Here is a 24873-nt window from a genome sequence, read left to right on the forward strand (position 1 = left end):
GTCCCCGACAAGGGCGATCCGATTATCGGGAAGCGTTCACCGCTGCCACAAGGCAGGGTTTCCGGCCAAGATCATGTACCGGGCGGCCCGACCGCGGGCCCGTCGTGGGCGAGGTCGTAAGGTGAAGGTTCCGTTGAAACGCCAGCCATGGGGGTCCGGACGTGAGCGACGGCAGCAACGGCGGCGGTCCGGTCGTCCACGGGTTCCCGCACCTCGACGCGGTCCGGTCCTCGATCACCGCGCTCTACCGGCGCCTCTCCCCCGACGGTGTACGCGCCTATGCCGCGAGCCTCGCCCCTGCCGACGCCGCCTTCTCCGACGTGGACGACCTCCATCCCGGCGCGCAGCGGGTGGCCGGGGCCCTGGTGGAACACCTGAGGCTGCCGCAGGCCCGCATCGTCGTCGGCTTCCGGCGGATGGAACACGCCGCGAGCGTCGAACTCACCGCCGGGCCCGAGTACTTCATCGAGCTCAACGACCGTTTCCGTACACACCGCAGGGACATCGGAGCCGCGCTGGCGCACGAGATCACCCATGTCCTGCTGCACCGGCTGGGACTGGAACTCCCCGGCACCCGCGACAACGAGATCCTCACGGACACCGTGACGGCCTATCTCGGTACGGGCTGGCTCCTGTTGGACGCGTTCCGTCAGGACGCGGTCTCCAGTCAGAAGCTCGGCTATCTCACGCCCGAGGAATTCGGGTACGTACTCGCCAAGCGCGCACTGGTCTTCGGCGAGGACCCGTCCGTGTGGTTCACCAGCCCCCAGGCGTACACGGCGTACACCAAGGGCCGGGCCGAGGCGCTGCGCGACCTGCGGCGGCCACCGCTGACAGCCGCGGGGTGGGCGGGCAGGCGCCGTTACGCCACGGACCGGCGGAACGCCGGGGACCACCCGGGCGCCGCTCCCGATCCGTCCCTGCCGTACGCCTTCGAGGCCGGCGCGGACGGGCTCCGGGTCTCCTTCGCCTGCCCCGTCTGCCACCAGCGCGTACGGGTCCCGGTCCGGGGAAGGACACGGGCGCGGTGCGGGCTGTGCCGCACCGTCCTGGAGTGCGACACCTGAGGAACCGGCCCGTACCCCGCAGGTCGTAGGGTCGGTGTATGACGAATGGTCCGGTTCGGGGCGCGAGCAGCCTCTTCGAGGCGCTGTACGACGACGATGACGCCGTCGTGCGGGCGCTCCGGGCGGGCGCGTCCGCCGAGTCCCGCGACGAGGAGGGGACGACCGCGCTGTATCTGGCGTCCGTGCAGGACCTGCCCGGCGCGGTGCGGATACTGCTGGCCGCCGGAGCGGACCCGAACCGGGCGAGCGGCCCGGAGGCCGGCGATCTGCCGTTGTGCGGGGCGGCGTGCGGCGGCCATGCGGAGGTCGTGGGGGCGCTCCTGTCCGCCGGGGCCGAACCCGACCTGAGCGAGGAGTTCGGCTTCACCGCGCTGCGCTGGGCGGCGGGGCTCGGACACGCACGGGTCGCGGAGGCCCTTCTCGCCCACGGGGCGGACCCGAGCCTGCCCGGCCCGCAGGGCGAGGTCCCGCTGGTGGTCGCGGCCGGGCGGGGATCGGTGCACACCGTACGGGCGTTGCTCCGGCACGGCGCCCGCGGCCTGTCCCCCGCGCTGGACGAGGCCAGGCGCATGCTCACGGTGGACGTGGAGCAGGAGTTGCGGGACGGACTGCGGCGGCTGTACGGGGACGAGGGCCACGAGCGTGCGGTGCGCCGAACACCGGTGGACGGCGGGGTGACCGTCACGGTCGAACTGCTGCGGGACGGGGAGCCGTTCGCGTCCCAGGACCTGCAGACGGGACACGGGGCGATCGCGACGCTCCTGGAGAACGAGCTGGGCCTGCGGGCCCCGTTCGAGGAGCTGGCCGTCCGGGCGCTGCGGGGCGGGGGCCCCGGGCTGGACAACTGGCTGGTGGCGGTCGGGACGCTGTGGCTGCGTGGCGACGAGGAGACGTTCCAGGCCGCTGCGGCCTGGACGGCGGACGCCGATCCGCTGCGGCGGGCGTTCGGTGTGGAGGTGCTGGCGCGGCTCGGGTTCGGCACCGGCGGCCGGCCGTTCGCCGACCGGGCGGTTCCGCTGCTGCGGGAGTCGGCCGGGTCCTCGGACCCGGCGACGGCCGAGGCGGCGGCACGGGCACTCGACCGTTACGTGGGCGTGCCCGGGGAGTGACGGGAGGAGCGGTGACCGGCAGGGGCCGGTCACCGCTCCTTCTGGTTACGCTGCCCGGCGGCCACGGCCGGGGGCACTGCCACGCCCGGTACCGCCGGCCCGGCCGGCGCCGGCGCCACGGGCGGATCCGCCCGCGCCGCCGGCACCACGGGCCGCACCACCGCCGGCTCCGCCGCGGGCCGCGCCGCCCGCCGCGGCGCCGGTGCCCGCACCTGTTCCCCCGCGTCGGCCGCGGCCCCGGCTGCCCGCGCGGAAGGATCCGCCGGCCGCCGGGCCGGAGCCCTGACTTCCGCCGCGCGTACGCGGCTTGGGCTGCGTCGGCTGCGGCACCTCGATGACGATCGCCACGCCCGACGGCTCACGGGCCCCCGTGATCCGGCTGAGCTCCTCGTCACTGGACTTGATCCGGGTGGTGCGCGGCGCGATGCCCGCGTCCTGCATCAGCCGGGTCATCTCGCGCTTCTCCTCGGGCAGCACGAGCGTGACGACGCTGCCGGACTCACCGGCGCGCGCGGTGCGCCCGCCACGGTGGAGGTAGTCCTTGTGGTCGGTCGGCGGGTCCACGTTCACGACCAGGTCCAGGTCGTCGATGTGAATGCCCCGGGCGGCGACGTTCGTCGCCACGAGCGCGGTGACCTCGCCGGTCTTGAACTGGTCCAGCGTCCGGTTGCGCTGCGGCTGCGACCGGCCGCCGTGCAGGGCCGCGGCCCGTACCCCGCTGGCGAGGAGCCGCTTGGCGAAGCGGTCCGCGGCACGCTTGGTGTCCACGAACATGATCACCCGGCCCTCGCGGGCGGCGATCCGGGTGGCGACGGCCTTCTTGTCCGTCTCGTCCGCCACGTGCAGCACGTGGTGCTCCATGGTGGTGACGGCGCCGGCCGACGGGTCGACCGAGTGCACGACCGGGTCGGTGAGGAACATCTTGACCAGCCGGTCGATGTTCTTGTCGAGGGTCGCGGAGAAGAGCATCCGCTGTCCGTCGGGTTCGACCTGCTTGAGCAGGGCGACGACCTGCGGCATGAAGCCCATGTCGGCCATCTGGTCGGCTTCGTCGAGGACGGTGATCGACACCTGGTCGAGTCGGCAGTCACCGCGCTCGATGAGGTCCTTGAGCCGGCCCGGCGTGGCGACGAGCACCTCGGCGCCTCGGCGCAGCGCTCCGGACTGCCTGCTGATCGACATGCCGCCGACGACGGTGGCGACGCGCAGGTTCACGGCGGTGGCGTACGGGGTCAGGGCGTCGGTGACCTGCTGGGCGAGCTCGCGGGTCGGGACGAGGACGAGGACCAGCGGGGCGTGCGGCTCGGAGCGGCGTCCGGCGGTGCGGGCGAGCAGGGCCAGGCCGAAGGCCAGGGTCTTGCCGGAGCCGGTGCGGCCACGGCCGAGGATGTCCCGGCCGGCCAGCGAGTTCGGCAGGGTGGCGCCCTGGATGGGGAAGGGGTCGGTCACACCCTGTGCGGCGAGGGTCTTCAGCAGCGCGGCGGGCATGTCCAGGTCGGCGAACGCGTCGACGGCGGGCAGCGCGGGGGTCAGGGTCTCCGGCAGGGCGAACTCGCCGCCCTGGGCGGGCGCGGACCTGCGGCGGGCCGGTGCCTTGCCGGATCCTCGAGTGTTCGTCTGTGCCCGGTCCGTACCGCGCCCCTTTATCGGGCGGCTACGGGTCGGTCGGTCCTGGCGTTCGGAGCGGGTCATACGGAATTGCCCTCCTGGGGGATTCCTGGGGTTACTGCCGACTGCTGTGGACTGCGTGATGTGCGCCCCAGGATGCAAGCACATTGCAGATGTCCCGTTCGGTGGGCCGAACCGGGAAAGGAGGAGTCGGAAACAGCACAAACCGGGGCCCGCACCTTCACGGTGCGGGCCCCGGTCGCGAGGTACGCGTCCGGCAATTAGGCCGGGACGATGTTCTCCGCCTGCGGGCCCTTCTGGCCCTGCGTGACGTCGAAGGAGACCTTCTGGCCCTCCTGGAGCTCACGGAAGCCCTGGGTGGCGATGTTCGAGTAGTGGGCGAAGACGTCGGCGCCGCCGCCGTCCTGCTCGATGAAGCCGAAGCCCTTTTCCGAGTTGAACCACTTCACGGTTCCAGTAGCCATGTCATTCTCCTAAAAGAGGTGCAGTGCCGGAAATCCGCACTTTACGAATTCCAAGTCGCCGCATTGAGCCCCATCCGGAGAAAGCCGGAAAACAATAAAGCGCCTGAGGAGGGTTCCCGTCAGGCGCACATAATGTTCATGGGTACCAAAACTGCAACTCGGCAACCGTAGCACGTTCTGTCGGCGGGCGGCAGGTCCGTCGGCCCCGGCGCGTCGGAAAATCCCCTGACCAGCGCGCCGCCGGGGATCGTTCACGGTGGGTTCCGGCCTCGTTCCGGGATGCTTCCCGCCCTGTTCCCCCATGGGCTCAGGGCTCTTCGTCGGCTCGCGGAGAACGGCGTTCCGTCATCCGGCCGGGGACAGCGCGCACGACCGGCCGGTTCACCTGATTGCCGTAGCGGCGCCGCCACGGGCCGCGCGGTGTGGGCGGCCGATCGCGCGGCCGGGGTTACGCCGAACGGGCGTCACGACTCGCGGACCGGGCTTTCGTCGCCCTTCCTGCGCAGCGTCCGCAGCGGGTGTCCGGGGCGCCAGAGCTGGAGGACGATGTCCTCACCGTCGATCCCGGTGCGGACCACCTCCGTGGGGTCCGCACGGAAGAGGAGGTAGGGCTCCGGCGGGGTCACCTCCTCGGCGAAGCGGGCCCGCACGGCGTCGTCGGTGACCTCCACCGCCCGCCCGGAGACGCGGACGTCGCCGTCGGCCATCTCCGCGTCAGGCCCCGGGTTGGCCTGGAGTGCGAAGCGCGGGTCGCGCCGCAGGTCGAGTGCCTTGCGCGAGTTCGGCATCATCCCGAGCCAGAGCGTGTCCATCCGGAAGTTCACCTCCAGGCCGGTGACCCGGGGGGAGCCGTCCACGCGCAGGGTCGCGAGGACGTGATGCCTGTACTGCTGGAACCGCTTCTGCACGGTGACGGCGAAGGCGGGCTCCGCCGTGCGGAAGGCCTGCCAGGAGCTGGGTGTCACGTTCGGTGTCATGGGTTCCATCGAACCCGGAAATCAGGACATCTTCTGTCGTACTTCCTCGGACTTCACCGGTTCGGTCCCACGAACCCCTGGGCGCGGGCCGCCGCCAGCCAGTGCGGGAACTCGGCGACGAGCCGGTCGTACAGTTCGGCGTCCGGGAGGGTGCGGGGGTCGGGCCCGGCGTGGAAGAAGCCCGCGTTGTCGACGGGGCGCCGGTCGGGGACCGCGAGTTCGTCGAGCTTGCGAAGGAAGTCGAACTGCGAGCTCCGCTTGTTGCCGAAGCCGATGAACTGCCAGAACAGCGGCAGTTTCGCCGCCTTGCAGAGATACCGCTCCGCCGCGTGCCTGCTGATCGGGCCGCCGTCGGTCTGGAAGACGACGAGAGCGGGCGCGGTCGAGCCGCTGTCGAGGTAGTGGTCGATGACGGCGTCCATGGCCAGGTGGTAGCTGGTCTTCCCCATGTGTCCGAGGCCGGCGACGATGGTGTCGACGCGGCCTCGGTGGTTGTCGAGGGATATGTCGGTGACGGCGTCGACGTCCGTGGAGAAGAAGACCACGGGTACCCGTCCGTCGTCGTCCAGGTGGGCCGAGAGCCCGAGCACCTGGTCGGCGAGGGCCTGGACGCTGCCGTCCTTGTAGTACTCCCGCATCGAGCCGGAGTAGTCGAGCACCAGGTAGACGGCGGCCCGTACGCCGCTCATCCCGTTCTTCTCCAGGGACACGCGGGCGCTCTCGTAGTGGCCGGCGAGGGCCGGTGCCTGTTCCCGCACCTTGTGCAGGCTGATGGCCGGACCCGCGGCGCCGGGCGAGCCTGTCATGAGGGGTTCTCCGATCGGGCACGGGCTGCTGCCCTGGCGGCTACGGCTGGTACCGAGCGTATGGCACCCGTACGCACCCAGGTGCGCCGCCCTTCACCGGCGTTCGCTATCTTGAGCGCCGCCGCCCCGGCGGCGCTCCTCACGTCCACGAAGCACCGCGTCCACGAAACACCGTTCACGAATGAAGGAGCCGGCCATGGAGGCCGCCGCCACCACGTGTTACCGCCACCCCTCGTTCGAGACGTATGTGCGCTGCACGCGTTGCGATCGCTACATCTGTCCCGACTGCATGCGTGAGGCGTCGGTCGGGCACCACTGCGTGGAGTGCGTGAAGGAGGGGCAGCGCTCGGTCCGTCAGGCCCGGACGCTGTTCGGCGGCGCGGTGACGGGCGCCGCGACGCCCGTCGTGACGTACGTGCTGATGGTGCTGAACATCGCCGCGTACGTCGTCGAGGTGGTCCGGTCCGAAACGGTGGACCGGTTCGGGATGCTCGGAGCGGTGCTGGTCGACCCCTCGGGCGGGCGGTACCTCTACAACGGGGAGACCTTCCCCGGGTTCGAGCTGACGGGGGTGGCCGACGGCGAGTGGTACCGGCTGCTGACCGGTGCCTTCCTGCATCTGCCGCCGGACGCGTCGTTCGGTGTGATGCACCTGGTCTTCAACATGCTCGCGCTGTGGAATCTGGGCCGGGTCGTGGAGGGACAGCTGGGCCGGGCGCGGTATCTCGCGCTGTACCTGCTGTCCGCGGTGGGCGGTTCGGTGCTGGTGTACCTGGTGTCGCCGGAGACGACCGCGGTGGGCGCCTCGGGCGCGGTCTTCGGACTGGCGGCGTCCTTCTACGTCATCAGCCGGCGGCTGGGCCGGGACATGCGGGCGGTCAACCAGTTCATGGCGGGCTTCCTGCTCTGGATGGTGATCTCCGCCGCGTTCACCTCGTGGGAGGGCCACCTGGGCGGCCTGCTGACGGGGGGTCTGGTGACGTACGGGCTCGCCTACGCGCCGGCGAAGCTGCGGACGTCCGCGACGCAGCTGGCGGGTGGCGGGGTCCTGGTGGTGCTGCTGGCCGTCGTCGTGGTGCTGCGGACGGCCTCACTGACCGGGGCGTCCTGAGGGCGCGTACGGCGCCTCGGGGCCCCGCCCGGACATACCGCGGCACCCGCCCTGGTCCGGTCGGGGACGAGGCGGGCGCCGCGTTCAGTTCCGTACGCCGTTGTACGGGACGTCTGTGTTGCCGCGATCAGACCGTCAGGGAACGGTCCGTCGGGCGGATCGGGGCGTGCAGGGCGCTGGTCCCGGTCAGGAAGCGGTCCACGCCGCGCGCGGCGGAGCGCCCCTCGGCGATGGCCCAGACGATGAGGGACTGGCCGCGGCCGGCGTCGCCGGCCACGTAGACGCCGTCGACGTCGGTCGCGTAGTCCTCGTCGCGTGCGATGTTGCCGCGGGCGTCGAGCTCCAGGCCGAACTGCTGGACGAGGCCGTTGGCCTGGTCGGTGCCGGTGAAGCCCATGGCCAGGGTGACGAGCTGGGCCGGGATGACCCGCTCGGTGCCGGCCTTCTGCTCCAGCTTGCCGTCCTTGAACTCCACCTCGATGAGGTGGAGGGACTGGACGTTGCCGTCCTCGTCGCCCTCGAAGTGGGTGGTGGAGACGGAGTAGATCCGCTCACCGCCCTCCTCGTGCGCGGAGGTGACCTTGTAGAGCATCGGGAAGGTCGGCCAGGGCTGGTTGGCGTTCCGCTCCTCGCCCGGCTGCGGCATGATCTCCAGCTGGGTGACGGAGGCCGCGCCCTGCCGGTGGGCGGTGCCGACGCAGTCGGCGCCGGTGTCGCCGCCGCCGATGACGACGACGTGCTTGCCCTCGGCGGTGATCGGGGAGACCGTCAGGTCGCCCTCCTGCACCTTGTTGGCGAGCGGGAGGTACTCCATCGCGAAGTGCACGCCGTTCAGCTCACGGCCCGGTACGGGCAGGTCGCGGGAGACGGTGGCACCGGCGGCGATGACGACCGCGTCGTAGCGGCGGCGGAGCTTCGCGGCGTCGATGTCCTTGCCGATCTCCACCTCCGTGCGGAACTTGGTGCCCTCCGCGCGCATCTGCTCGATGCGGCGGTTGATGTGCGACTTCTCCATCTTGAACTCGGGGATGCCGTAGCGGAGGAGGCCCCCGATGCGGTCCGCGCGCTCGAAGACGGCGACGGTGTGGCCGGCCCGGGTGAGCTGCTGGGCGGCGGCGAGACCCGCCGGACCGGAGCCGATGACGGCGACGGTCTTGCCGGAGAGTCGCTCGGGCGGCTGCGGGGTGACGTCGCCGCTGTCCCACGCCTTGTCGATGATGCTGACTTCGACGTTCTTGATGGTGACGGCGGGCTGGTTGATGCCGAGGACGCACGCCGACTCGCACGGAGCGGGGCACAGGCGGCCCGTGAACTCCGGGAAGTTGTTGGTGGCGTGCAGGCGCTCGGACGCCGCCGACCAGTCCTCGCGGTAGGCGTAGTCGTTCCACTCGGGGATGAGGTTTCCGAGCGGACAGCCGTTGTGGCAGAACGGGATGCCGCAGTCCATGCAGCGGCCGGCCTGCTTGCTGATGATCGGGAGCAGCGATCCCGGAACGTAGACCTCGTTCCAGTCCTTGACGCGCTCGCCGACGGGGCGGGTCTCGGCGACCTCGCGTCCGGTGGTCAGGAAGCCCTTGGGGTCAGCCATTGGTCGCCGCCTCCATCATCTTCTCGGTGGTCTCCTGCTCGGAGAGACCGGCGAGCTCAGCGGCGTCCTTGGCGGCGAGCACTGCCTTGTAGGTGGACGGGATGATCTTGCTGAAGCGGGCGACCGCGGAGTCCCAGTCGGCCAGCAGCTTCTCGGCGACCGTGGAGCCGGTCTCCTCCTGGTGGCGGCGCACGACGTCGTGCAGCCACTGCTTGTCGGTGTCGTCGAGGGTCTCGACGGCGCCGACGTTGCCGGTGTTGACGTTGTCGAGGTCCAGGTCGACGACGTACGCGATGCCGCCGGACATGCCCGCCGCGAAGTTGCGTCCGGTCTCGCCGAGGACGACCGCGTGGCCGCCGGTCATGTACTCGCAGCCGTGGTCGCCCACGCCTTCCGAGACGACCGTGGCACCTGAGTTACGGACGCAGAAGCGTTCGCCGGTCCGGCCGCGGAGGAACAGTTCGCCGCCGGTGGCGCCGTAGCCGATGGTGTTGCCGGCGATGGTGGAGTACTCGGCGAGGTGGTCGGCGCCACGGTCCGGGCGGACGATGACGCGTCCACCGGAGAGGCCCTTGCCGACGTAGTCGTTGGCGTCGCCCTCCAGGCGCAGCGTCACACCGCGCGGGACGAAGGCGCCGAAGGACTGGCCGGCGGACCCGGTGAAGGTGATGTCGATGGTGTCGTCGGGCAGGCCCGCACCGCCGAACTTCTTGGTCACCTCGTGGCCGAGCATGGTGCCGACCGTGCGGTTGATGTTACGGATCGCGATCTGCGCGCGGACGGGCTGGGCGGTCTCGGCGCTGTCGGCGCCGAGGGCGTCGGCGGCGAGCTTGATCAGCTCGTTGTCGAGGGCCTTGGCCAGTCCGTGGTCCTGCTCGGCGATCTGGTGGCGCACGGCGCCCTCGGGGAGCTCGGGCACGTAGAAGAGGGGCTCGAGGTCGAGGCCCTGGGCCTTCCAGTGGGTGACGGCCCGCTCGGTGTCGAGGAGTTCGGCGTGGCCGACGGCCTCCTCGATCGTGCGGAAGCCGAGCTCGGCGAGGATCTCGCGGACCTCTTCGGCGATGAACTCGAAGAAGTTGACGATGTACTCGGCCTTGCCGGAGAACCGGTCGCGCAGGACGGGGTTCTGGGTGGCGATGCCGACCGGGCAGGTGTCGAGGTGACAGACGCGCATCATGACGCAGCCGGAGACGACGAGCGGCGCCGTCGCGAAACCGAACTCCTCGGCACCCAGCAGTGCGGCGATGACGACGTCACGGCCGGTCTTGAGCTGGCCGTCGGTCTGGACGACGATGCGGTCGCGCAGGCCGTTGAGCAGCAGGGTCTGCTGGGTCTCGGCGAGGCCGAGCTCCCAGGGGCCGCCCGCGTGCTTGAGGGAGGTGAGCGGCGAGGCGCCCGTGCCGCCGTCGTGACCGGAGATGAGGACGACGTCCGCGTGGGCCTTGGAGACGCCCGCGGCGACCGTTCCGACGCCGACCTCGGAGACCAGCTTCACGTGGACGCGGGCCGCCGGGTTGGCGTTCTTGAGGTCGTGGATCAGCTGAGCCAGGTCCTCGATGGAGTAGATGTCGTGGTGCGGCGGGGGCGAGATCAGGCCGACGCCCGGGGTGGAGTGCCGGGTCTTGGCGACCCACGGGTAGACCTTGTGGCCGGGCAGCTGACCGCCCTCGCCGGGCTTGGCGCCCTGCGCCATCTTGATCTGGATGTCGTCCGCGTTGACCAGGTACTCGCTGGTGACGCCGAAGCGGCCGGAGGCGACCTGCTTGATGGACGAGCGGCGTGCCGGGTCGTAGAGGCGCTCGGAGTCCTCGCCGCCCTCGCCGGTGTTGGACTTGCCGCCCAGCTGGTTCATGGCGACGGCGAGCGTCTCGTGCGCCTCCTGGGAGATGGAGCCGTACGACATGGCGCCGGTGGAGAAGCGCTTGACGATGTCCGCCGCCGACTCGACCTCGTCGATGGAGATCGGCTCACGGCCGCTCCTGAAGCCGAAGAGCCCGCGGAGCGTCATGAGCCGCTCGGACTGCTCGTTGACCCGGCCGGTGTACTGCTTGAAGATGTCGTACCGGCGGTTACGGGTGGCGTGCTGGAGGCGGAAGACTGTCTCCGGGTCGAACAGGTGCGGCTCGCCCTCACGGCGCCACTGGTACTCGCCGCCGATCTCCAGCGCACGGTGCGACGCGGCGATGCCGGAGGCCGGGTACGCCTTGGTGTGCCGGGCGGCGACCTCCTTGGCGACGACGTCGAGTCCGGCGCCGCCGATCTTGGTGGCGGTGCCGTTGAAGTACCGGGCGACGAAGGCGTCGTCGAGGCCGACGGCCTCGAAGACCTGGGCGCCGCGGTATGAGGCGACGGTCGAGATGCCCATCTTGGACATGACCTTCAGGACGCCCTTGCCGAGGGCGTAGATCAGGTTGCGGATGGCCAGTTCGGGCTCGATGCCCTCGATGAACGTACCGGCGCGGACGAGGTCCTCGACGGACTCCATCGCGAGGTACGGGTTGACGGCGGCGGCGCCGTATCCGATGAGCAGCGCGACGTGGTGGACCTCGCGTACGTCGCCGGCCTCGACCAGCAGGCCCACCTGGGTGCGCTGCTTGGTGCGGATGAGGTGGTGGTGGACGGCGGAGGTGAGCAGCAGCGAGGGGATCGGTGCGTGCTCGGCGTCGGAGTGCCGGTCGGACAGGACGATGAGGCGGGCGCCGTCCTCTATGGCGGTGTCGACCTCGGTGGTGATCTGTTCGATCCGGGCGGCGAGGGCCTCGCCGCCGCCGCTGACGCGGTAGAGACCGGAGAGGGTCGCGGCCTTCATGCCCGGCATGTCGCCGTCGGCGTTGATGTGTATGAGCTTGGCCAGCTCGTCGTTGTCGATCACCGGGAAGGGCAGTGTGACCGCGCGGCAGGCGGCGGCGGTCGGTTCCAGGATGTTGCCCTGGGGGCCGAGCGTGGAGCGCAGCGAGGTGACGAGCTCCTCGCGGATGGCGTCCAGCGGCGGGTTGGTGACCTGGGCGAAGAGCTGGGTGAAGTAGTCGAAGAGCAGCCGGGGGCGCTCGGAGAGCGCGGCGATCGGCGAGTCGGTGCCCATGGAGCCGAGGGGTTCACCGGCGGTTCGGGCCATCGGGGCGAGGAGGACGCGGAGCTCTTCCTCGGTGTAGCCGAAGGTCTGCTGGCGGCGGGTGACCGAGGCGTGGGTGTGGACGATGTGCTCGCGCTCGGGGAGGTCCTCGAGCTCGATCTCGCCGGTTTCCAGCCACTCCTGGTACGGGTTCTCGGCGGCCAGGGACGCCTTGATCTCGTCGTCCTCGACGATGCGGTGCTCGGCGGTGTCGACGAGGAACATCTTGCCGGGCTGGAGGCGGCCCTTGCGGACGACCTTGGCGGGGTCGATGTCCAGGACGCCGACCTCGGAGGAGAGGACGACGAGGCCGTCGTCGGTGACCCAGTAGCGGCCGGGGCGCAGGCCGTTGCGGTCGAGGACCGCGCCGACCTGGGTGCCGTCGGTGAAGGTGACGCAGGCGGGTCCGTCCCAGGGCTCCATCATCGTGGAGTGGTACTGGTAGAAGGCGCGACGGGCCGGGTCCATGGACGCGTGGTTCTCCCACGCCTCGGGGACCATCATCAGCACCGAGTGCGGCAGCGAGCGGCCGCCGAGGTGGAGCAGCTCCAGGACCTCGTCGAAGGAGGCCGAGTCGGAGGCGTCGGGGGTGCAGACGGGGAAGATCCGGTCGAGCTGCGCCTCCCCGCTGCGCCCATGGTCGGCGGAGCCGAACAAGCTGGAGGCGAGCTGGGACTCGCGGGCCTTCATCCAGTTGCGGTTGCCCTTGACCGTGTTGATCTCGCCGTTGTGCGCGACGAAGCGGTACGGGTGGGCGAGCGGCCAGCTGGGGAAGGTGTTGGTGGAAAAGCGGGAGTGGACCAGCGCGATCGTGGTGGCGAAGCGGCGGTCGGAGAGGTCCGGGAAGAACGGCTCCAGCTGCCCGGTGGTCAGCATGCCCTTGTAGACGATCGTGCGTGCGGAGAGCGAGGGGAAGTACACCCCGGCCTCACGCTCGGCGCGCTTGCGCAGGACGAAGGCCTTGCGGTCCAGGACGATGCCGGTGCTCTCGCCGTCGGCGACGATCAGCTGGCGGAATTCGGGCATCGTGGCGCGGGCGCCCTTGCCGAGGATGTCCGGCGTGACCGGGACCTGACGCCAGCCGAGGACGTCGAGGCCCTCTTCGGCGGCGATCTTCTCGATCTGCTTGACGGAGTCGGTTGCGTCGTCCGCGGGCAGGAAGGCGGTGCCCACGGCGTAGGAACCGGCCTCGGGGAGCTCGAACGCGGCCTCCTCGCGGAGGAAGGCGTCGGGGACCTGGAGGAGAATGCCGGCGCCGTCACCCGAGTCGGGCTCGGATCCTGTGGCGCCGCGGTGTTCGAGGTTGCGCAGTACGGTCAGCGCCTGCTCGACCAGCTCATGGCTGGCCACACCGGTCAGAGTGGCCACGAACCCGACACCACAGGCGTCGTGTTCGTTACGGGGGTCGTACATCCCCTGCTGGACAGGGCGACCGTCCATGGGCGACCAGGCGTCGGAACGCATCGGCTCTCCCGTCGTCGTCGTGGCATGTGCTGTGCCGAGGGACGACTCTGGCCCTCTGCGAAATTTCGTGCAGGTTACATGATGGAACGCTTCTCAAGAAGCGGAAAGACTGTTCCAACATGCGGACACCACGGAGCCGTGGTGCGAGGTGGATCACGATCGGAGGGATCCGTGTGGATCTCCGTCCGGGGGAACCGCAGAGAGCAGGCATCGTTGCCCACGCGTGTCTACGGCTCTTGCCCGGCGGTCATGTAATCGAAACCGCCGAGTAATGGCTACTTATGTGTAGCGCTGTATACCGTCTCATTTTAAGGCCGCGTCACCCCATCCGCCCATAGGCGTGTGCCACGACGTACGTCACACCGGACCGGCCCCCGGCGCCGAGACGGCCGCCTCCCCGCGTCCACACAGGGCGCAAGCACCTTGAAACCGCTGGTGAGGCGGGGTGTCCCTTGCTAACTTCAAGGTCGTTCGTTCATACCACTGGGGGGATACAGATGCGAAGAAACAAGATCATCGGCATGGGGCTCATACCTGTGCTGATGTGCGGAACGATCGGCGCGAGTGTGACGGCAGCGCTCGTCCTGACGGCTCCGGCGGCTTCGGCCTCCGACCGGGCGTGGGGGCCGCCCGAAGCTCTGACCAGCACGAACAGCGCGAACACCAGCCCGGGTGTGGAGGTCACGCCGGACGGCACCGCCGTGACCGTGTGGACGCGCGGCACCGCGGACGGTCCGCAGGAACTCTGGGGGGCGACCCGATCGGCCGACTCCACCTCATGGGGCACCCCGGTCCGCATCGCTTCCGACCAGCACTTCGTACGCGACGTGCACCTGGTCACCGGGGCGGACGGCTCGGTGACCGCCGGCTGGGGGCACTCCAGGACGGACGACTCCAACCCGTACAGCACATCAAGGCTCGCGGCCGGAGCAGCGGCGTGGACGGCCCCCGCACCCTTCACACCCGCCGACTACGTGTTCGACCTCGTACTGGTGAGCGGACCCGGCGGCCGCCTCACCGCCGTCTGGAACGGTGACCCGGCTCCGGGAGGGGAGCAGCAGGAGGACGGCCTGTACTCCTCCGACCTGGCCGCGCCCGGAGGCACGTGGTCCGAGCCGGTCCCGATCAGCAGCGGGACCTCCTACGAGCTGAAGGCGGCGTCGACGGCCGACGGTGCGGTGACCGTCGCCTGGCAGGCAGACCTCTACGGGTCGGAGCTGCTGCGGGTGGCGAGCCGGGCGGCGGGCTCGGCCGACTGGAGCACCCCCGAGGCGCTGAAGACCGGTGACTCACTGCTCGACCTGGACGTGCAGGCGGCCGACGGCGGCGCGTCCCTGGTCAGCTGGTGGGGGGCCGGTCTCAACCGCTCACTCGTCTACCGCCCGGCCGGCAGCACGACGTGGGGTGGCACGGAAGACCTGCCCGCAGACCCGCACCGGGGTACCACCTCACCGCCGCAGCTCGAATCCGACGGCCGGGTGACCGGGCTGTGGTCCGCTGACAGCACCCTGCTGCGGACGGCCACCCGCGCGCTGGACGGCACGTGGTCACAGCCCCGCACCGTCACCGGGGCGGAGGTGTTCAAGCTCTGGGGTCCGGCCATGGGCATCGACGGCTCACTCACCGCCATGTGGACGACGCTCGACGGCGAACTGTGGGCCGTGATGCGCTCGGACGGCGTCTGGGGCCCGGCCACGCACGTGGGTCAGGTCAACCTCCACGCGCAGGGCTCCGTCGCCACAGGAGAGGACGGCCGTGCCGTGGCCGTGTGGAACAAGCAGCTCGGACTGACGGAGGACTACCACTCGATCGAGCAGGTCTGGACGACGGCGACGGGAGCCGCGAAGCCGGCCGTCCCGCCCGCACACCGGGACCACGTCGGTGACGACGGCTTCCCGGACCTGTACGCGCGCGGGACGAACGGCTCGCTGCTCGTGTACCAGGGCAACTCGGCCGGGAGGGTGTCGGTGACCGCCGACGGCGGGACCTGGCCCACGACGTCCACGCTCATCCCCTTCGGCGACCTCAACGGCGACGGAGCGAACGACACCCTGGTCACCGAAGGTACGGGCGCTCTCCACCGGTACACCCCGCCGCGGGGCACCGTCGTCACGCCGGGGTCCCCGTCGGTGCGGATGAGCGGCAGCTGGTCGGGCTTCGACGGTCTGACCTACTCCGGCGACTTCACCTCGGACGGCCTGCCCGACCTGGTGGCCCGCGATTCCGCCACCGGCGACCTGCACCTGTTCGCGGGCACCGGCGGAGGCACCCTCGCCCCCGCCGGCCGGATCGGTACCAGCTGGAACGGCCTGACCATCGTCGGCGCCGGCGACCTCAACGGCGACAAGCACGCGGACCTCGTCGCCCGCACCGCCAACGGCGACCTGTACCGCTACAACGGCACGGGCAGGAGCACCATCTCCTCCGGCACGAAGATCGGTTCCGGGTGGGGAGGCATGGCCGACTTCGTCGGCATCGGTGACCTCACCGGCGACGGCAAGGACGACATCCTCGGCCGCACCACCACCGGTGACCTGTACCGCTACGCGGGCAACGGCACCGGCGGCATCGGCTCAGGCGTCAAGATCGGCACCGGCTGGAAGAGCTTCGCCGGCATCCGGTAGCGGCCGCACGAAGGCAGGCCCCGGCACGGGGCCTGCCTTCTCCCTTGCGGTGCCGCCTCGCGCTCCCCCGCAGTCGCGCCCGCCCATGAGCCCGTCAGCCGACCGCCACGTCGAACAGCGCGCCCAGGCCGTACGTGATCGCCGCGGCGGCCCCGCCGAGGGCGAGCTGGCGCAGTCCGCTGAACCACCAGGTGCGTGCCGTCACCCTGGCCACCACCGCTCCGCAGCCGAACAGGCCGGCCAGGGCGAGCAGCACGGCGGGCCACATGGAGGCGGCGCCGAGCAGGAAGGGCAGTACGGGCAGCAGGGCGCCCAGCGCGAAGGCGCCGAAGGAGGACACGGCGGCGACGAGCGGCGAGGGCAGGTCGCCCGGGTCGATGCCCAGTTCCTCACGGGCGTGTATCTCGAGGGCCTGCTCCGGATCCCTGGACAGCTGCCGCGCGACCTCCCGGGCGAGCGCGGGTTCGACCCCTCGGGACTCGTAGAGGGCGGCGAGTTCCCGCATCTCGTCCTTGGGGTGCTTGCGCAGCTCGCGGCGTTCGACGGCGAGCTCGGCCTCGACGAGCTCGCGCTGCGAGGCGACGGAGGTGTACTCCCCCGCGGCCATCGAGAACGCACCGGCGGCGAGCCCGGCCAGGCCCGTGATGACGATGGTCTGCTGGGACACCGCGCCTCCGGCGACGCCCGTCATCAGCGCGAGGTTGGAGACGAGGCCGTCCATGGCGCCGAACACCGCGGGCCGCAGCCAGCCTCCGTTGACGTCACGGTGGGTGTGGTTGTCCCGGTGCGCCTCGTGCAGTACGGCGTCGGTCTCGATGATGGACACAGCTCTCCCCTTGTCCGGGAGCGGGCCTCATAGGTGACTGCCCCGCTCCACGCAGTCGAAAGTACGCACGAAAAAGGCCTCCCGCCAGCAAGGAAGGCCGAACTTACCTACTGCGGGGACGTCACTCGGGTGGTCCATTTGTGCGCAACGCACGCCTCTCTTCGGTGCGATCGGGGAAACCTCGCGTATCCGGTCTTTCCCGAGGCGAGCGAAGGGTCGACACGATGGAGCTCAGGACGGACGGCGCGACGGCGAGCACGGGCGACCGGGCCCGCGGGGCATTGCTGGGACTCGCGGTGGGGGACGCGCTCGGTGCCCCGGCGGAGAACATGCGCCCGTCCGAGATCCGTCGCCGCTGGGGCCGTATCGAGGGCTTCGTCAGCGACGATCCGGCCGGGACCGATGACACCGAGTACGCGATCTTCTCCGGGCTGCTGCTGGCCCGGCACGGTTCGGCGCTCACCGTCCAGCACGTCGAACGGGCCTGGCACCACTGGATCGCCGATCTGGACGAGGGTCCGTTCCGGGGGGCCGGATTCAGCGAGCGCGGCACGCTGGAGAATCTGCGGCGCGGTCTCGCCGCCCCGATCTCGGCCCAGCACCGGCACGCCTGGAGCGACGGTCTCGCGATGCGGGCGGCGCCGTTCGGGGTGTTCGCCGCGGGGCGGCCCGCCGAGGCCGCCCGCCTGGTGGCGGTGGACGGCCGGGTCAGCCATGAGGGGGAGGGCATCTACGGCGGGCAGGCGGTCGCGGCGGGGGTGGCGGCCGCGATGGTGGGGGCCGGGCTCGCCTCCGTGATCGCCGCCGCGCTCTCCGTCGTACCGATGGACTCCTGGACGGCCCGCTCGCTGCGCCGCGCGGTCACGGCCGCGCAGCGCTCGTACCCGGACCGGCTGACCGGGGAACGCGCGGTGCGCTCCGCGGTGGTGATCGGCGGATACCCCTGGACGGATCTGGCGCCGGAGGCGGTGGGGCTGGCCTTCGGCGCCCTGACGGCGGCACGCGGTGATTTCCGCGCGGCCGTGCTCACGGCCGTGAACATGGGCAGGGACGCCGACACCACGGCCGCCGTGGCCGGCGCGTTGGCCGGTGCACTGCACGGGGCGTCGGCGATCCCCCGGGACTGGGCGGAGGCGATCGGCCCGGTGCGGGGCAGTTGTCTGCCGTCGATGCGGGGCTATCACGTCCTGGACATCGCGGAGCTGCTGACCCCCGACGACGTGGAGGATCCGCCGGTCCCTCCCACCCCGGGACGGGAGGGACGGGAGGGACGGGAGTCCACCGCCGCCCCGGCCCCCGTGTCCGTCCCCGGCGTCCGAGCGGACGCCCGGTGACCGCCGGCCGCGTCCCGCGGGGCGCGCCCGCCGCTCCGGTGGAGTCCGTCCCGCCCACGGCCATCCGGATCACCACCGAACCGGCGGCCACGGGCGGCGCCGGGGGCCGGGGCGCTCCTGGCAGGCGGGCCAGGATCGAGGGGCTGCTGCTCGGGCTGGCCTCCGGGGACGCCGCCGGGTGGCCGGCCGCGCGGCACCGGGCGGCACGGATGCCCGAGTGGACGCGGCGGCTCACCCGGGAGCTGGACACCTTCGCGGAGCAGAACGCGACGACGACGCTGCCCGTGCCCATCGCCCTCAACCAGCCGCCGGAGCCCCTGCGGCTCGGCCCGTCCGACGACGCCGAGTGGGCCGCGTTCGCCGCCCGGACGGTGCTGGCCGCCGCCGCCGACCACGCCCCGGGCCTCTCCCCCGGACACCGGGTGCGGGACGCGGTCGACCGGGCGTGGAACGCACTGGCGGCGAAGGTCGCCGCCGCGAGCGCCCGGGCGCCCGAGGTCGAGTCGGCGGTCCTGCCGCTGCGCGCCCGGATCTCCGTACGGGCCGGACTCGGCAATCTGGCCGCCGGACTGCGTCCGCCCGCCACCGGCCACGACAATCCGCACTACTTCGACGACGCCGCCTGCGTACGGGCGGCCGTGCTCGCGGTGATGCACCCCGGCGACCCGGCGGCGGCGGCCGGGCTCGCCGAGTTCGACGCCCGCTACACCCAGGACGGTGACGGGGTGCACGGCGCGCGCGCGATCGCCGCCGCGATCGCCCGGGCCCTGGCCGGCGCGGACGTCGACTCGGTGGTGGACGCCGCGCTCGACCAGCTTCCCGACGGCACCGAGATCGCCCGCAACGCCGTCCACGCCGTGCGCCTCGCCCGGGAGTTCGCCGACGAGGAGGCGGGGGCCTTCGCGCTCGTCCCCGTGCTGGAGCATCAGATCGTGGACCACGTCTACAGCTACGGGATCGCGGCCGCCGAGACCGTGCCGGTCGCCCTCGCCCTGACGACCGCGGCCCGGGGCGTGTTCACCCAGGCCGTTCCCGCCGCCGCCTGCCTCTCCCGGGTCGCCGACTCGGCGCCCGCGCTCGCCGGGGCTCTGACCGGAGCACTGGGCGGGACGGCGACCGTGCCGGCGGGATGGCGCGAGGCGTGCAGGACGCTGGCCGGGTGCGCGCTCCCCCGGCTCTCGGGCACGGATCTCGTGGAACTCGCCGGGCTGCTCGCAGCCACGGAACCGGCCATCCCGGGTGGACAATTCCGGCATGGCACACAAAACATCCGTACCGCTCGTGGTCGGCACGACCACCACGACGCTCACCCTGGATGAACGCATCACCGGAGCCCTCGTCGGCGCGGCCGTGGGGGACGCCCTCGGCGGCCCCGTCGAGGGCTGGACGCCCGAGCAGATCACCGAGCGTCACGGCGGCCGGGTGACCGGGGTGGTCGGGCCCTGGTACGGCGACGACTGGCGCACCGCACGCCCGATCGCCCCGTACCACAAGGGTGACGGGCACGTCACCGACGACACCCTGATGACCCATGCGCTGGTCCGGGTGTACGAGGCGGTGCGCGGCCACCTCGACGCCTACGCCGTCGCCGACCACCTCGTTCCCGACCTGATGTCACGGCCCCGCTGGATCCCGGAGCTGGAGGCCGAGGCGCTCCCGCTGCAGCGGATCTTCCTCGCGGAGAAGTGGATCGTCACTCGGCTGCACTACGGACACGCCGACCCCCGTGAGGCGGGCTCGGGAAACGTCGTCAACTGCGGGGCCGCGATGTACATGGCCCCGGTCGGGCTGGTGAACGCGGCCCACCCGGAGGCCGCGTACGCGGAGGCCCTGGACGTCGCGGGGGCCCACCAGTCCTCGTACGGCCGGGAGGCGGCCGGGGTCCTGGCGGCCGCCGTCGCCGCCGCGTGCGCCCCGGACGCGACGCCCTCCTCCGTCGTCGGCACGGCGCTGGCCCTGGCCAAGGACGGCACCCGGTCGGCGATCGAGGCGGTGTGTGAAGTGGCCTCCCGCCACACGGACTTCGAGTCCGCGCTGGCGCCGCTGCGCGCCGCCGTCGCCCCGTTCGACACCGTGGGGCCCCACTACCGCGATCCCTCCCTCGGCGCCCGGCGGCCCTCCCGGCTGCACTCGATCGAGGAACTGCCCGTCGCCCTCGGCATGCTGCTCGTCGGCGACGGCGACTACCGGCACACCGTGCTCGGCTCGGTCAACTACGGCCGTGACTGCGACTCGATCGCCACGATGAGCGGCGCCCTCGCGGGTGCGCTCCACGGCGAGCAGGCGATCCCCCCGGCCTGGGTGAAGACGGTCGGCGAGGCCAGCCGCCTCGATCTGCACGCACCGGCGCGCGCCCTGGCCGAGGTCGCCCGGGAGATCTTCGTACGGGACACGGCCCGACGGCGCGCGCACGAGGCGGCGTTCGCCGTGCTGGCGGGCGACGGCAGGTGACCGTACGCCTGACATGGGTCCAGCCGGAGGACCTGGTGGGCCACGAGCTGCGCCAGGCCGCGCAGGACGGCCGGGACTCCGGGGACATCGAGCGGCGCTGGTACGCGGCGGGCGGCACCCCGGCCCCGGTGCGCGCGGGGGCGTCGGAGCGGTCGGCCCCGCCCCGGCTGCGCGCGCTGGCCGAGCGGCTGCTGGACGAACTCGCCCTGCTGGAGTGCCCGTCGGCCGACGACGAGCCGACCGGACTGGACCGTATCCGGGCCGCCTGCCCGCGCTGGCCCGCCCCGGGCACCCGTCCGGTGTCCCCCGGGTCCGACCGTCTGCACGCGGCCTGGCTGGGCCGGGCCGCCGGCTGTCTGCTGGGCAAGCCGGTCGAGAAGCTGCCGCTGGCCGGGATCCGCGCGCTGGCCCGGGCCACCGGCAACTGGCCGCTCACCACCTGGTTCACCGCCCGGGGGCTGCCCGCCGAACTGACCGCCCGCTACCCGTGGAACCGGCGCTCGGCGCCCACCTCCCTCGCCGAGAACATCGACGGGATGCCGGAAGACGACGATCTCGACCACCCCCTCCTGACCGTGCTGTTGCTCCAGCGGCACGGCCACCGTTTCACCACGTCCGACCTCGCCCGGCTGTGGCTCGACGAGCTCCCGGCGGGCCGTGTCTTCACCGCCGAGCGCATCGCGTACCGCAATCTGCTCGACGGCATCGAGCCGCCGCACACGGCACGCCACCGCAACCCGTTCCGGGAGTGGATCGGCGCCCAGATCCGGGCCGACGTCCACGGCTGGACGCATCCCGGCGACCCGGGTGCCGCCGCGGAACAGGCGCACCGGGACGCGGTGCTCACCCACACGGCCAACGGGGTCTACGGGGCGATGTTCACCGCCGCCGCGCTCGCCCAGGCCGCCGGTGGCGAGACGGACGTGCACGGCTGCCTGGCGGCGGGACTGCGCGTGGTGCCGCCCCGGTCCCGGTACGCCCGCGCGGTACGCCTCGGAATCCAGGAGGCCCGCGACGAGCCGGACTTCGACACGGTCGTGGACCGTCTCCACGCCGTCTACGGGGCCACCCACCACTGGGTGCACGTCCTGCCCAACGCGGCACTGCTGGCCGCCGCCCTCACCCACGCCGACGGGGACTTCGGACACTCCATCGGCTGCGCGGTCTCCGGCGGCTGGGACACCGACTCCAACGGCGCGACGGCCGGCTCGCTCGCGGGCCTGCTGGCCGGGCGGGCCGCCGCGCTGCCCGGCCACTGGACCGCCCCGCTGAAGAACCGCCTCGCCACGTCCGTGCCCGGCTTCGACCGCATCGGCTTCGACACCCTCGCGGAACTGACCCATCAGGAGGTACGCCACCCATGAGAGCGATCGCGGTGCTCGGCAGCACCACCATGGACCTGGTCGCCCACGTCCCCCGGGCGCCCGGGCGCGGGGAGACCGTCACCGGAAGGGAGTTCCGGACCGTCCCCGGCGGGAAGGGGGCCGGACAGGCCGTCGCCGCGGCGCGTGCGGGCGGCGACGTCGTGATGATCGGTGCGGTCGGGACCGACGAGTACGGCTCACTGCTCCGGACGCATCTGGAACACGCGGGCGTGGACACCGAGCTGCTGCACACCGTCGCGGGGCCCAGCGGCACCGCGCACATCGTCGTCGACGACGAGGGTGCGAGCTCCACGGTGGTGGTCCCCGGTGCGAACGGCACCATGACGGCGCTCGGAACCGGCGAGGAGGCCGCCATCGCGGCGTCCGGCCTGCTCCTCCTGCAACTGGAGCTCCCGATGGCCGCCGTGACGGAGGCGGCGCGGACGGCGAAGGCCCACGGCGTGCGGACGATCCTCACCCCCTCGCCCGTACAGCCCCTGCCCGCCGGTCTGCTGGACGCCGTCGACCTGCTGATCCCCGACGAGCACGAGGCCGCCGCGCTCACCGGGTACGCGGATCCGCACGCCGCGGCCCAGATCCTGCTCCGGCAGGTCCCCGAAGTCGTGATCACGCTCGGCCGGAAGGGCTGCCTCCACGCGGCCCGGGGCGACGAGCCCGTCCCCTTCCCGGCCCCCGAGGTCACCGCCGCCGACACGGCAGGGTCCGGGGACACCTTCGTCGGCACGCTCGCCGTGGCACTGGCCGAGGGCCGGGCCGTACCGGAGGCGCTGGCCTGGGCCTCGGCGGCGGCCGCGCTCCGCGACCGGCGAACCGGCGCCTCGACGTCCACGCCGTACCGCAGCGGGATCGGGGTCGCGTGAACACGACGACCGCTCCCCTCGCCGGCCTGCGGGTCCTGGACCTCGCCACCCTCTTCGCCGGGCCGCTCGCGGCCACCATGCTCGGGGACTTCGGGGCCGAGGTCATCAAGGTCGAACACCCCCGCAAGCCCGACCCCTCGCGCGGCCACGGCCCCGCGAAGGACGGGGTCGGCCTGTGGTGGAAGCTCCTCGGCCGCAACAAGCGCACACTGACCCTCGACCTGTCCGCCCCGGGCGGCCGGGACCTGCTGCTGCGGCTGGCCGCCCGCACCGATGTGATCGTCGAGAACTTCCGGCCCGGCACCCTGGAACGCTGGGGGCTCGGCTGGGAGGAGCTCTCGGCCGTCAACCCCCGGCTGGTGCTGACCAGGGTGACGGGCTTCGGGCAGACGGGCCCGTACGCGCACCGGCCGGGTTTCGGCACGCTCGCCGAGGCGATGAGCGGGTTCGCCGCCGTCACCGGGGAGCCGGACGGGCCGCCGACCCTGCCGCCGTTCGGACTCGCCGACTCGATCGCGGCGCTCGCCACGGCGTACGCGGTGATGACGGCACTGGCCGGACGTGACCGCACCGGGCGCGGCCAGGTGGTGGACATGGCGATCATCGAGCCGATCCTGACCGTGCTGGGACCGCAGCCTCTCTGGTACGACCAGCTCGGATACGTCCAGCCGCGCACCGGTAACCGCTCCCGCAACAACGCCCCGCGCAACACCTACCGCACCTCCGACGGCCACTGGGTGGCCGTCTCGACGTCCGCCCAGTCGGTCGCGGAGCGGGTGATGCGTCTGGTGGGACGACCGGAATTGATCGAGGAGCCGTGGTTCGCCGCCGGGACCACCCGCGCCGAGCACGCCGACGAACTCGACGAGGCGGTGGGGCACTGGATCGGCCGGCGTACCAGGGAGGAGGCGGTGGACGCATTCGAGAAGGCGGAGGCCGCGATCGCGCCGATCCAGGACGTACGGGACGTGATGGAGGACCCCCAGTACCGGGCGCTGGGCACGATCGCCGAGGTCGACGATCCGGAGCTGGGGCCGCTGCGGATGCAGAACGTGCTGTTCCGGCTCTCGGAGACACCGGGGGCGATCCGCTGGGCCGGCCGGCCGCACGGTGCGGACACGGACGAGATCCTGGCGGAGCTCGGGCTCACCGCACCGACGATCGAGGCGCTGCGCGGCGAAGGCGCGCTGTGAGCGGCCCGGCGGTGGCGCTGACCTGGCTGTACGTCCCCGGGGACCGCCCCGAGGTGATCCGCAAAGCGCTCGGCGCGGGCGCGGACGTGGTGATCGTCGACCTGGAGGACGCGGTCGCCCCGGACCGCAAGGAGTACGCGCGGTCGGCGACGGCGGAGCTCCTCGCGGATCCGGTCACGGCGGACCCGATGGCGGTGCCCGTCCATGTCCGGGTCCACGGGGAGGACGACGTGAAGGCGCTGGCGGGGCTGCCGGGGCTCTCCGGGATGCGGCTTCCCAAGATCACCCACGCGGCGTCCGTGCAGCACGTCGCGGCCCTGGCGCCGGGGGTGCCGCTGTATCCGCTGCTGGAGTCGGCGCTGGCGATCGAGCACGCGTACTCGATCGCCGGGGCGCACCACGCCGTACGGGGTGTCGCGCTGGGCGAGGCGGACCTCCGGGCGGATCTGGGGGTGCGGGACGACGGAGGTCTCGACTGGCCGCGCAGCCGTGTGGTGGTCGCCGCCCGGGCGGCGGGGCTCGCACCGCCCGCGATGTCGGTGTACCCGGACGTCCGGGACCTGTCCGGGCTTCGGTCGTCCTGTGCCCACGGGAGGGGTCTCGGCCTGCTCGGCAGGGCGGCGATCCATCCCCGGCAACTGCCCGTCATCGAACGGGCGTTCCGACCCACTGCGTGCGAGGTCGAGGCGGCGGAGCAGATCGTGGAGGCGTCCCGGGCCGTGGCCGGGGCGCAGGCCCTGCCGGACGGGAGGTTCGTCGACGCGGCGGTGGTGGCGACCGCGGAACGTACGCTCTCGCTGGCGCGGCGCCGCTGAGGAGCCCGTAGGCGCACGGAAGGGGCGCCGGACCTCTGTGGTCCGGCGCCCCTTCGCT

General features: G+C 72.2%; 18 protein-coding genes. 11 read left to right on the forward strand and 7 right to left on the reverse strand.

The features are described 5' to 3' along the window. Positions 1-161 precede the first annotated feature (161 nt). Together ABT001_RS22545 and ABT001_RS22550 are read left to right on the forward strand one after the other, a co-directional pair. A complete protein-coding gene (locus tag ABT001_RS22545; RefSeq protein WP_351280310.1) occupies positions 162-1067 on the forward strand; it encodes a hypothetical protein in 906 nt (301 codons plus the stop codon). A 38-nt stretch (positions 1068-1105) separates the two neighbouring features. After that, on the forward strand, positions 1106-2176 hold the full coding sequence (locus ABT001_RS22550; protein WP_351280312.1) for an ankyrin repeat domain-containing protein: 1071 nt from the start codon (positions 1106-1108) through the stop codon (positions 2174-2176). Positions 2177-2221: 45 nt separating this feature from the next. Here ABT001_RS22550 and ABT001_RS22555 read toward each other — a convergent pair whose 3' ends face one another. From ABT001_RS22555 to ABT001_RS22570, 4 genes are all read right to left on the reverse strand, one after another. Continuing rightward, entirely contained in the window at positions 2222-3868 is a 1647-nt protein-coding gene (locus ABT001_RS22555) for a DEAD/DEAH box helicase (RefSeq protein ID WP_351280313.1), read from the reverse strand. A 197-nt stretch (positions 3869-4065) separates the two neighbouring features. Then, complete coding sequence (locus ABT001_RS22560; RefSeq protein ID WP_015607926.1) at positions 4066-4269, reverse strand: cold-shock protein; 204 nt, start codon at positions 4267-4269, stop codon at positions 4066-4068. A gap of 464 nt (positions 4270-4733) precedes the next feature. Then, positions 4734-5246, reverse strand: a complete 513-nt coding sequence (locus ABT001_RS22565) for a pyridoxamine 5'-phosphate oxidase family protein (RefSeq protein WP_502967503.1) — start codon at positions 5244-5246, stop codon at positions 4734-4736. Positions 5247-5299: 53 nt separating this feature from the next. Beyond that, entirely contained in the window at positions 5300-6052 is a 753-nt protein-coding gene (locus ABT001_RS22570; RefSeq protein WP_351280319.1) for a vWA domain-containing protein, read from the reverse strand. A 196-nt stretch (positions 6053-6248) separates the two neighbouring features. Here ABT001_RS22570 and ABT001_RS22575 point away from each other — a divergent pair, with 196 nt between their 5' ends. Further along, on the forward strand, positions 6249-7163 hold the full coding sequence (locus tag ABT001_RS22575; protein WP_351280395.1) for a rhomboid family intramembrane serine protease: 915 nt from the start codon (positions 6249-6251) through the stop codon (positions 7161-7163). A 127-nt stretch (positions 7164-7290) separates the two neighbouring features. On the opposite strand, the gene ABT001_RS22580 is transcribed toward ABT001_RS22575, so the two are convergent. Both ABT001_RS22580 and gltB read right to left on the reverse strand, forming a co-directional pair. Next, positions 7291-8751 carry a glutamate synthase subunit beta gene (locus ABT001_RS22580; RefSeq protein WP_351280321.1) on the reverse strand — a complete coding sequence of 487 codons (1461 nt, stop codon included), beginning with the start codon at positions 8749-8751 and terminating at the stop codon, positions 7291-7293. After that, positions 8744-13327: a glutamate synthase large subunit gene (gene gltB, locus ABT001_RS22585; RefSeq protein WP_351280324.1), complete on the reverse strand. Its 4584-nt coding sequence runs from the start codon at positions 13325-13327 to the stop codon at positions 8744-8746. Before gltB ends, ABT001_RS22580 begins: the two co-directional genes overlap by 8 nt. A gap of 521 nt (positions 13328-13848) precedes the next feature. On the opposite strand from gltB, the gene ABT001_RS22590 reads away from it, so the two are divergent. Beyond that, complete coding sequence (locus ABT001_RS22590) at positions 13849-15951, forward strand: FG-GAP repeat domain-containing protein (protein WP_351280326.1); 2103 nt, start codon at positions 13849-13851, stop codon at positions 15949-15951. A gap of 94 nt (positions 15952-16045) precedes the next feature. Here the strand turns inward: ABT001_RS22590 and ABT001_RS22595 are convergent, their stop codons facing one another. After that, positions 16046-16777, reverse strand: coding sequence for a VIT1/CCC1 transporter family protein (locus ABT001_RS22595; protein ID WP_351280329.1), 732 nt, complete (start codon positions 16775-16777; stop codon positions 16046-16048). Between the two features lie 224 nt (positions 16778-17001). On the opposite strand from ABT001_RS22595, the gene ABT001_RS22600 reads away from it, so the two are divergent. From ABT001_RS22600 to ABT001_RS22630, 7 genes are read left to right on the forward strand one after another with little or no spacing between them, the layout of a single operon-like run. Further along, the gene (locus ABT001_RS22600) at positions 17002-18111 is read left to right on the forward strand and encodes an ADP-ribosylglycohydrolase family protein (protein WP_351280332.1); all 1110 of its coding nucleotides are present in this window, start codon (positions 17002-17004) and stop codon (positions 18109-18111) included. After that, positions 18108-19430: an ADP-ribosylglycohydrolase family protein gene (locus tag ABT001_RS22605; protein ID WP_502967504.1), complete on the forward strand. Its 1323-nt coding sequence runs from the start codon at positions 18108-18110 to the stop codon at positions 19428-19430. Before ABT001_RS22600 ends, ABT001_RS22605 begins: the two co-directional genes overlap by 4 nt. Further along, positions 19366-20562, forward strand: a complete 1197-nt coding sequence (locus tag ABT001_RS22610; protein WP_351280334.1) for an ADP-ribosylglycohydrolase family protein — start codon at positions 19366-19368, stop codon at positions 20560-20562. Before ABT001_RS22605 ends, ABT001_RS22610 begins: the two co-directional genes overlap by 65 nt. After that, positions 20559-21926: an ADP-ribosylglycohydrolase family protein gene (locus tag ABT001_RS22615; protein ID WP_351280337.1), complete on the forward strand. Its 1368-nt coding sequence runs from the start codon at positions 20559-20561 to the stop codon at positions 21924-21926. The genes ABT001_RS22610 and ABT001_RS22615 overlap by 4 nt, the downstream gene beginning before the upstream one ends. Then, complete coding sequence (locus ABT001_RS22620; protein WP_351280340.1) at positions 21923-22807, forward strand: PfkB family carbohydrate kinase; 885 nt, start codon at positions 21923-21925, stop codon at positions 22805-22807. The genes ABT001_RS22615 and ABT001_RS22620 overlap by 4 nt, the downstream gene beginning before the upstream one ends. Then, the gene (locus ABT001_RS22625; protein WP_351280342.1) at positions 22804-24000 is read left to right on the forward strand and encodes a CaiB/BaiF CoA transferase family protein; all 1197 of its coding nucleotides are present in this window, start codon (positions 22804-22806) and stop codon (positions 23998-24000) included. Before ABT001_RS22620 ends, ABT001_RS22625 begins: the two co-directional genes overlap by 4 nt. Next, positions 23997-24815, forward strand: coding sequence for an HpcH/HpaI aldolase/citrate lyase family protein (locus ABT001_RS22630; protein ID WP_351280345.1), 819 nt, complete (start codon positions 23997-23999; stop codon positions 24813-24815). Before ABT001_RS22625 ends, ABT001_RS22630 begins: the two co-directional genes overlap by 4 nt. Positions 24816-24873 lie beyond the last annotated feature (58 nt).

Source organism: Streptomyces sp. NPDC002793 (assembly GCF_040295485.1).
Classification (GTDB): domain Bacteria; phylum Actinomycetota; class Actinomycetes; order Streptomycetales; family Streptomycetaceae; genus Streptomyces.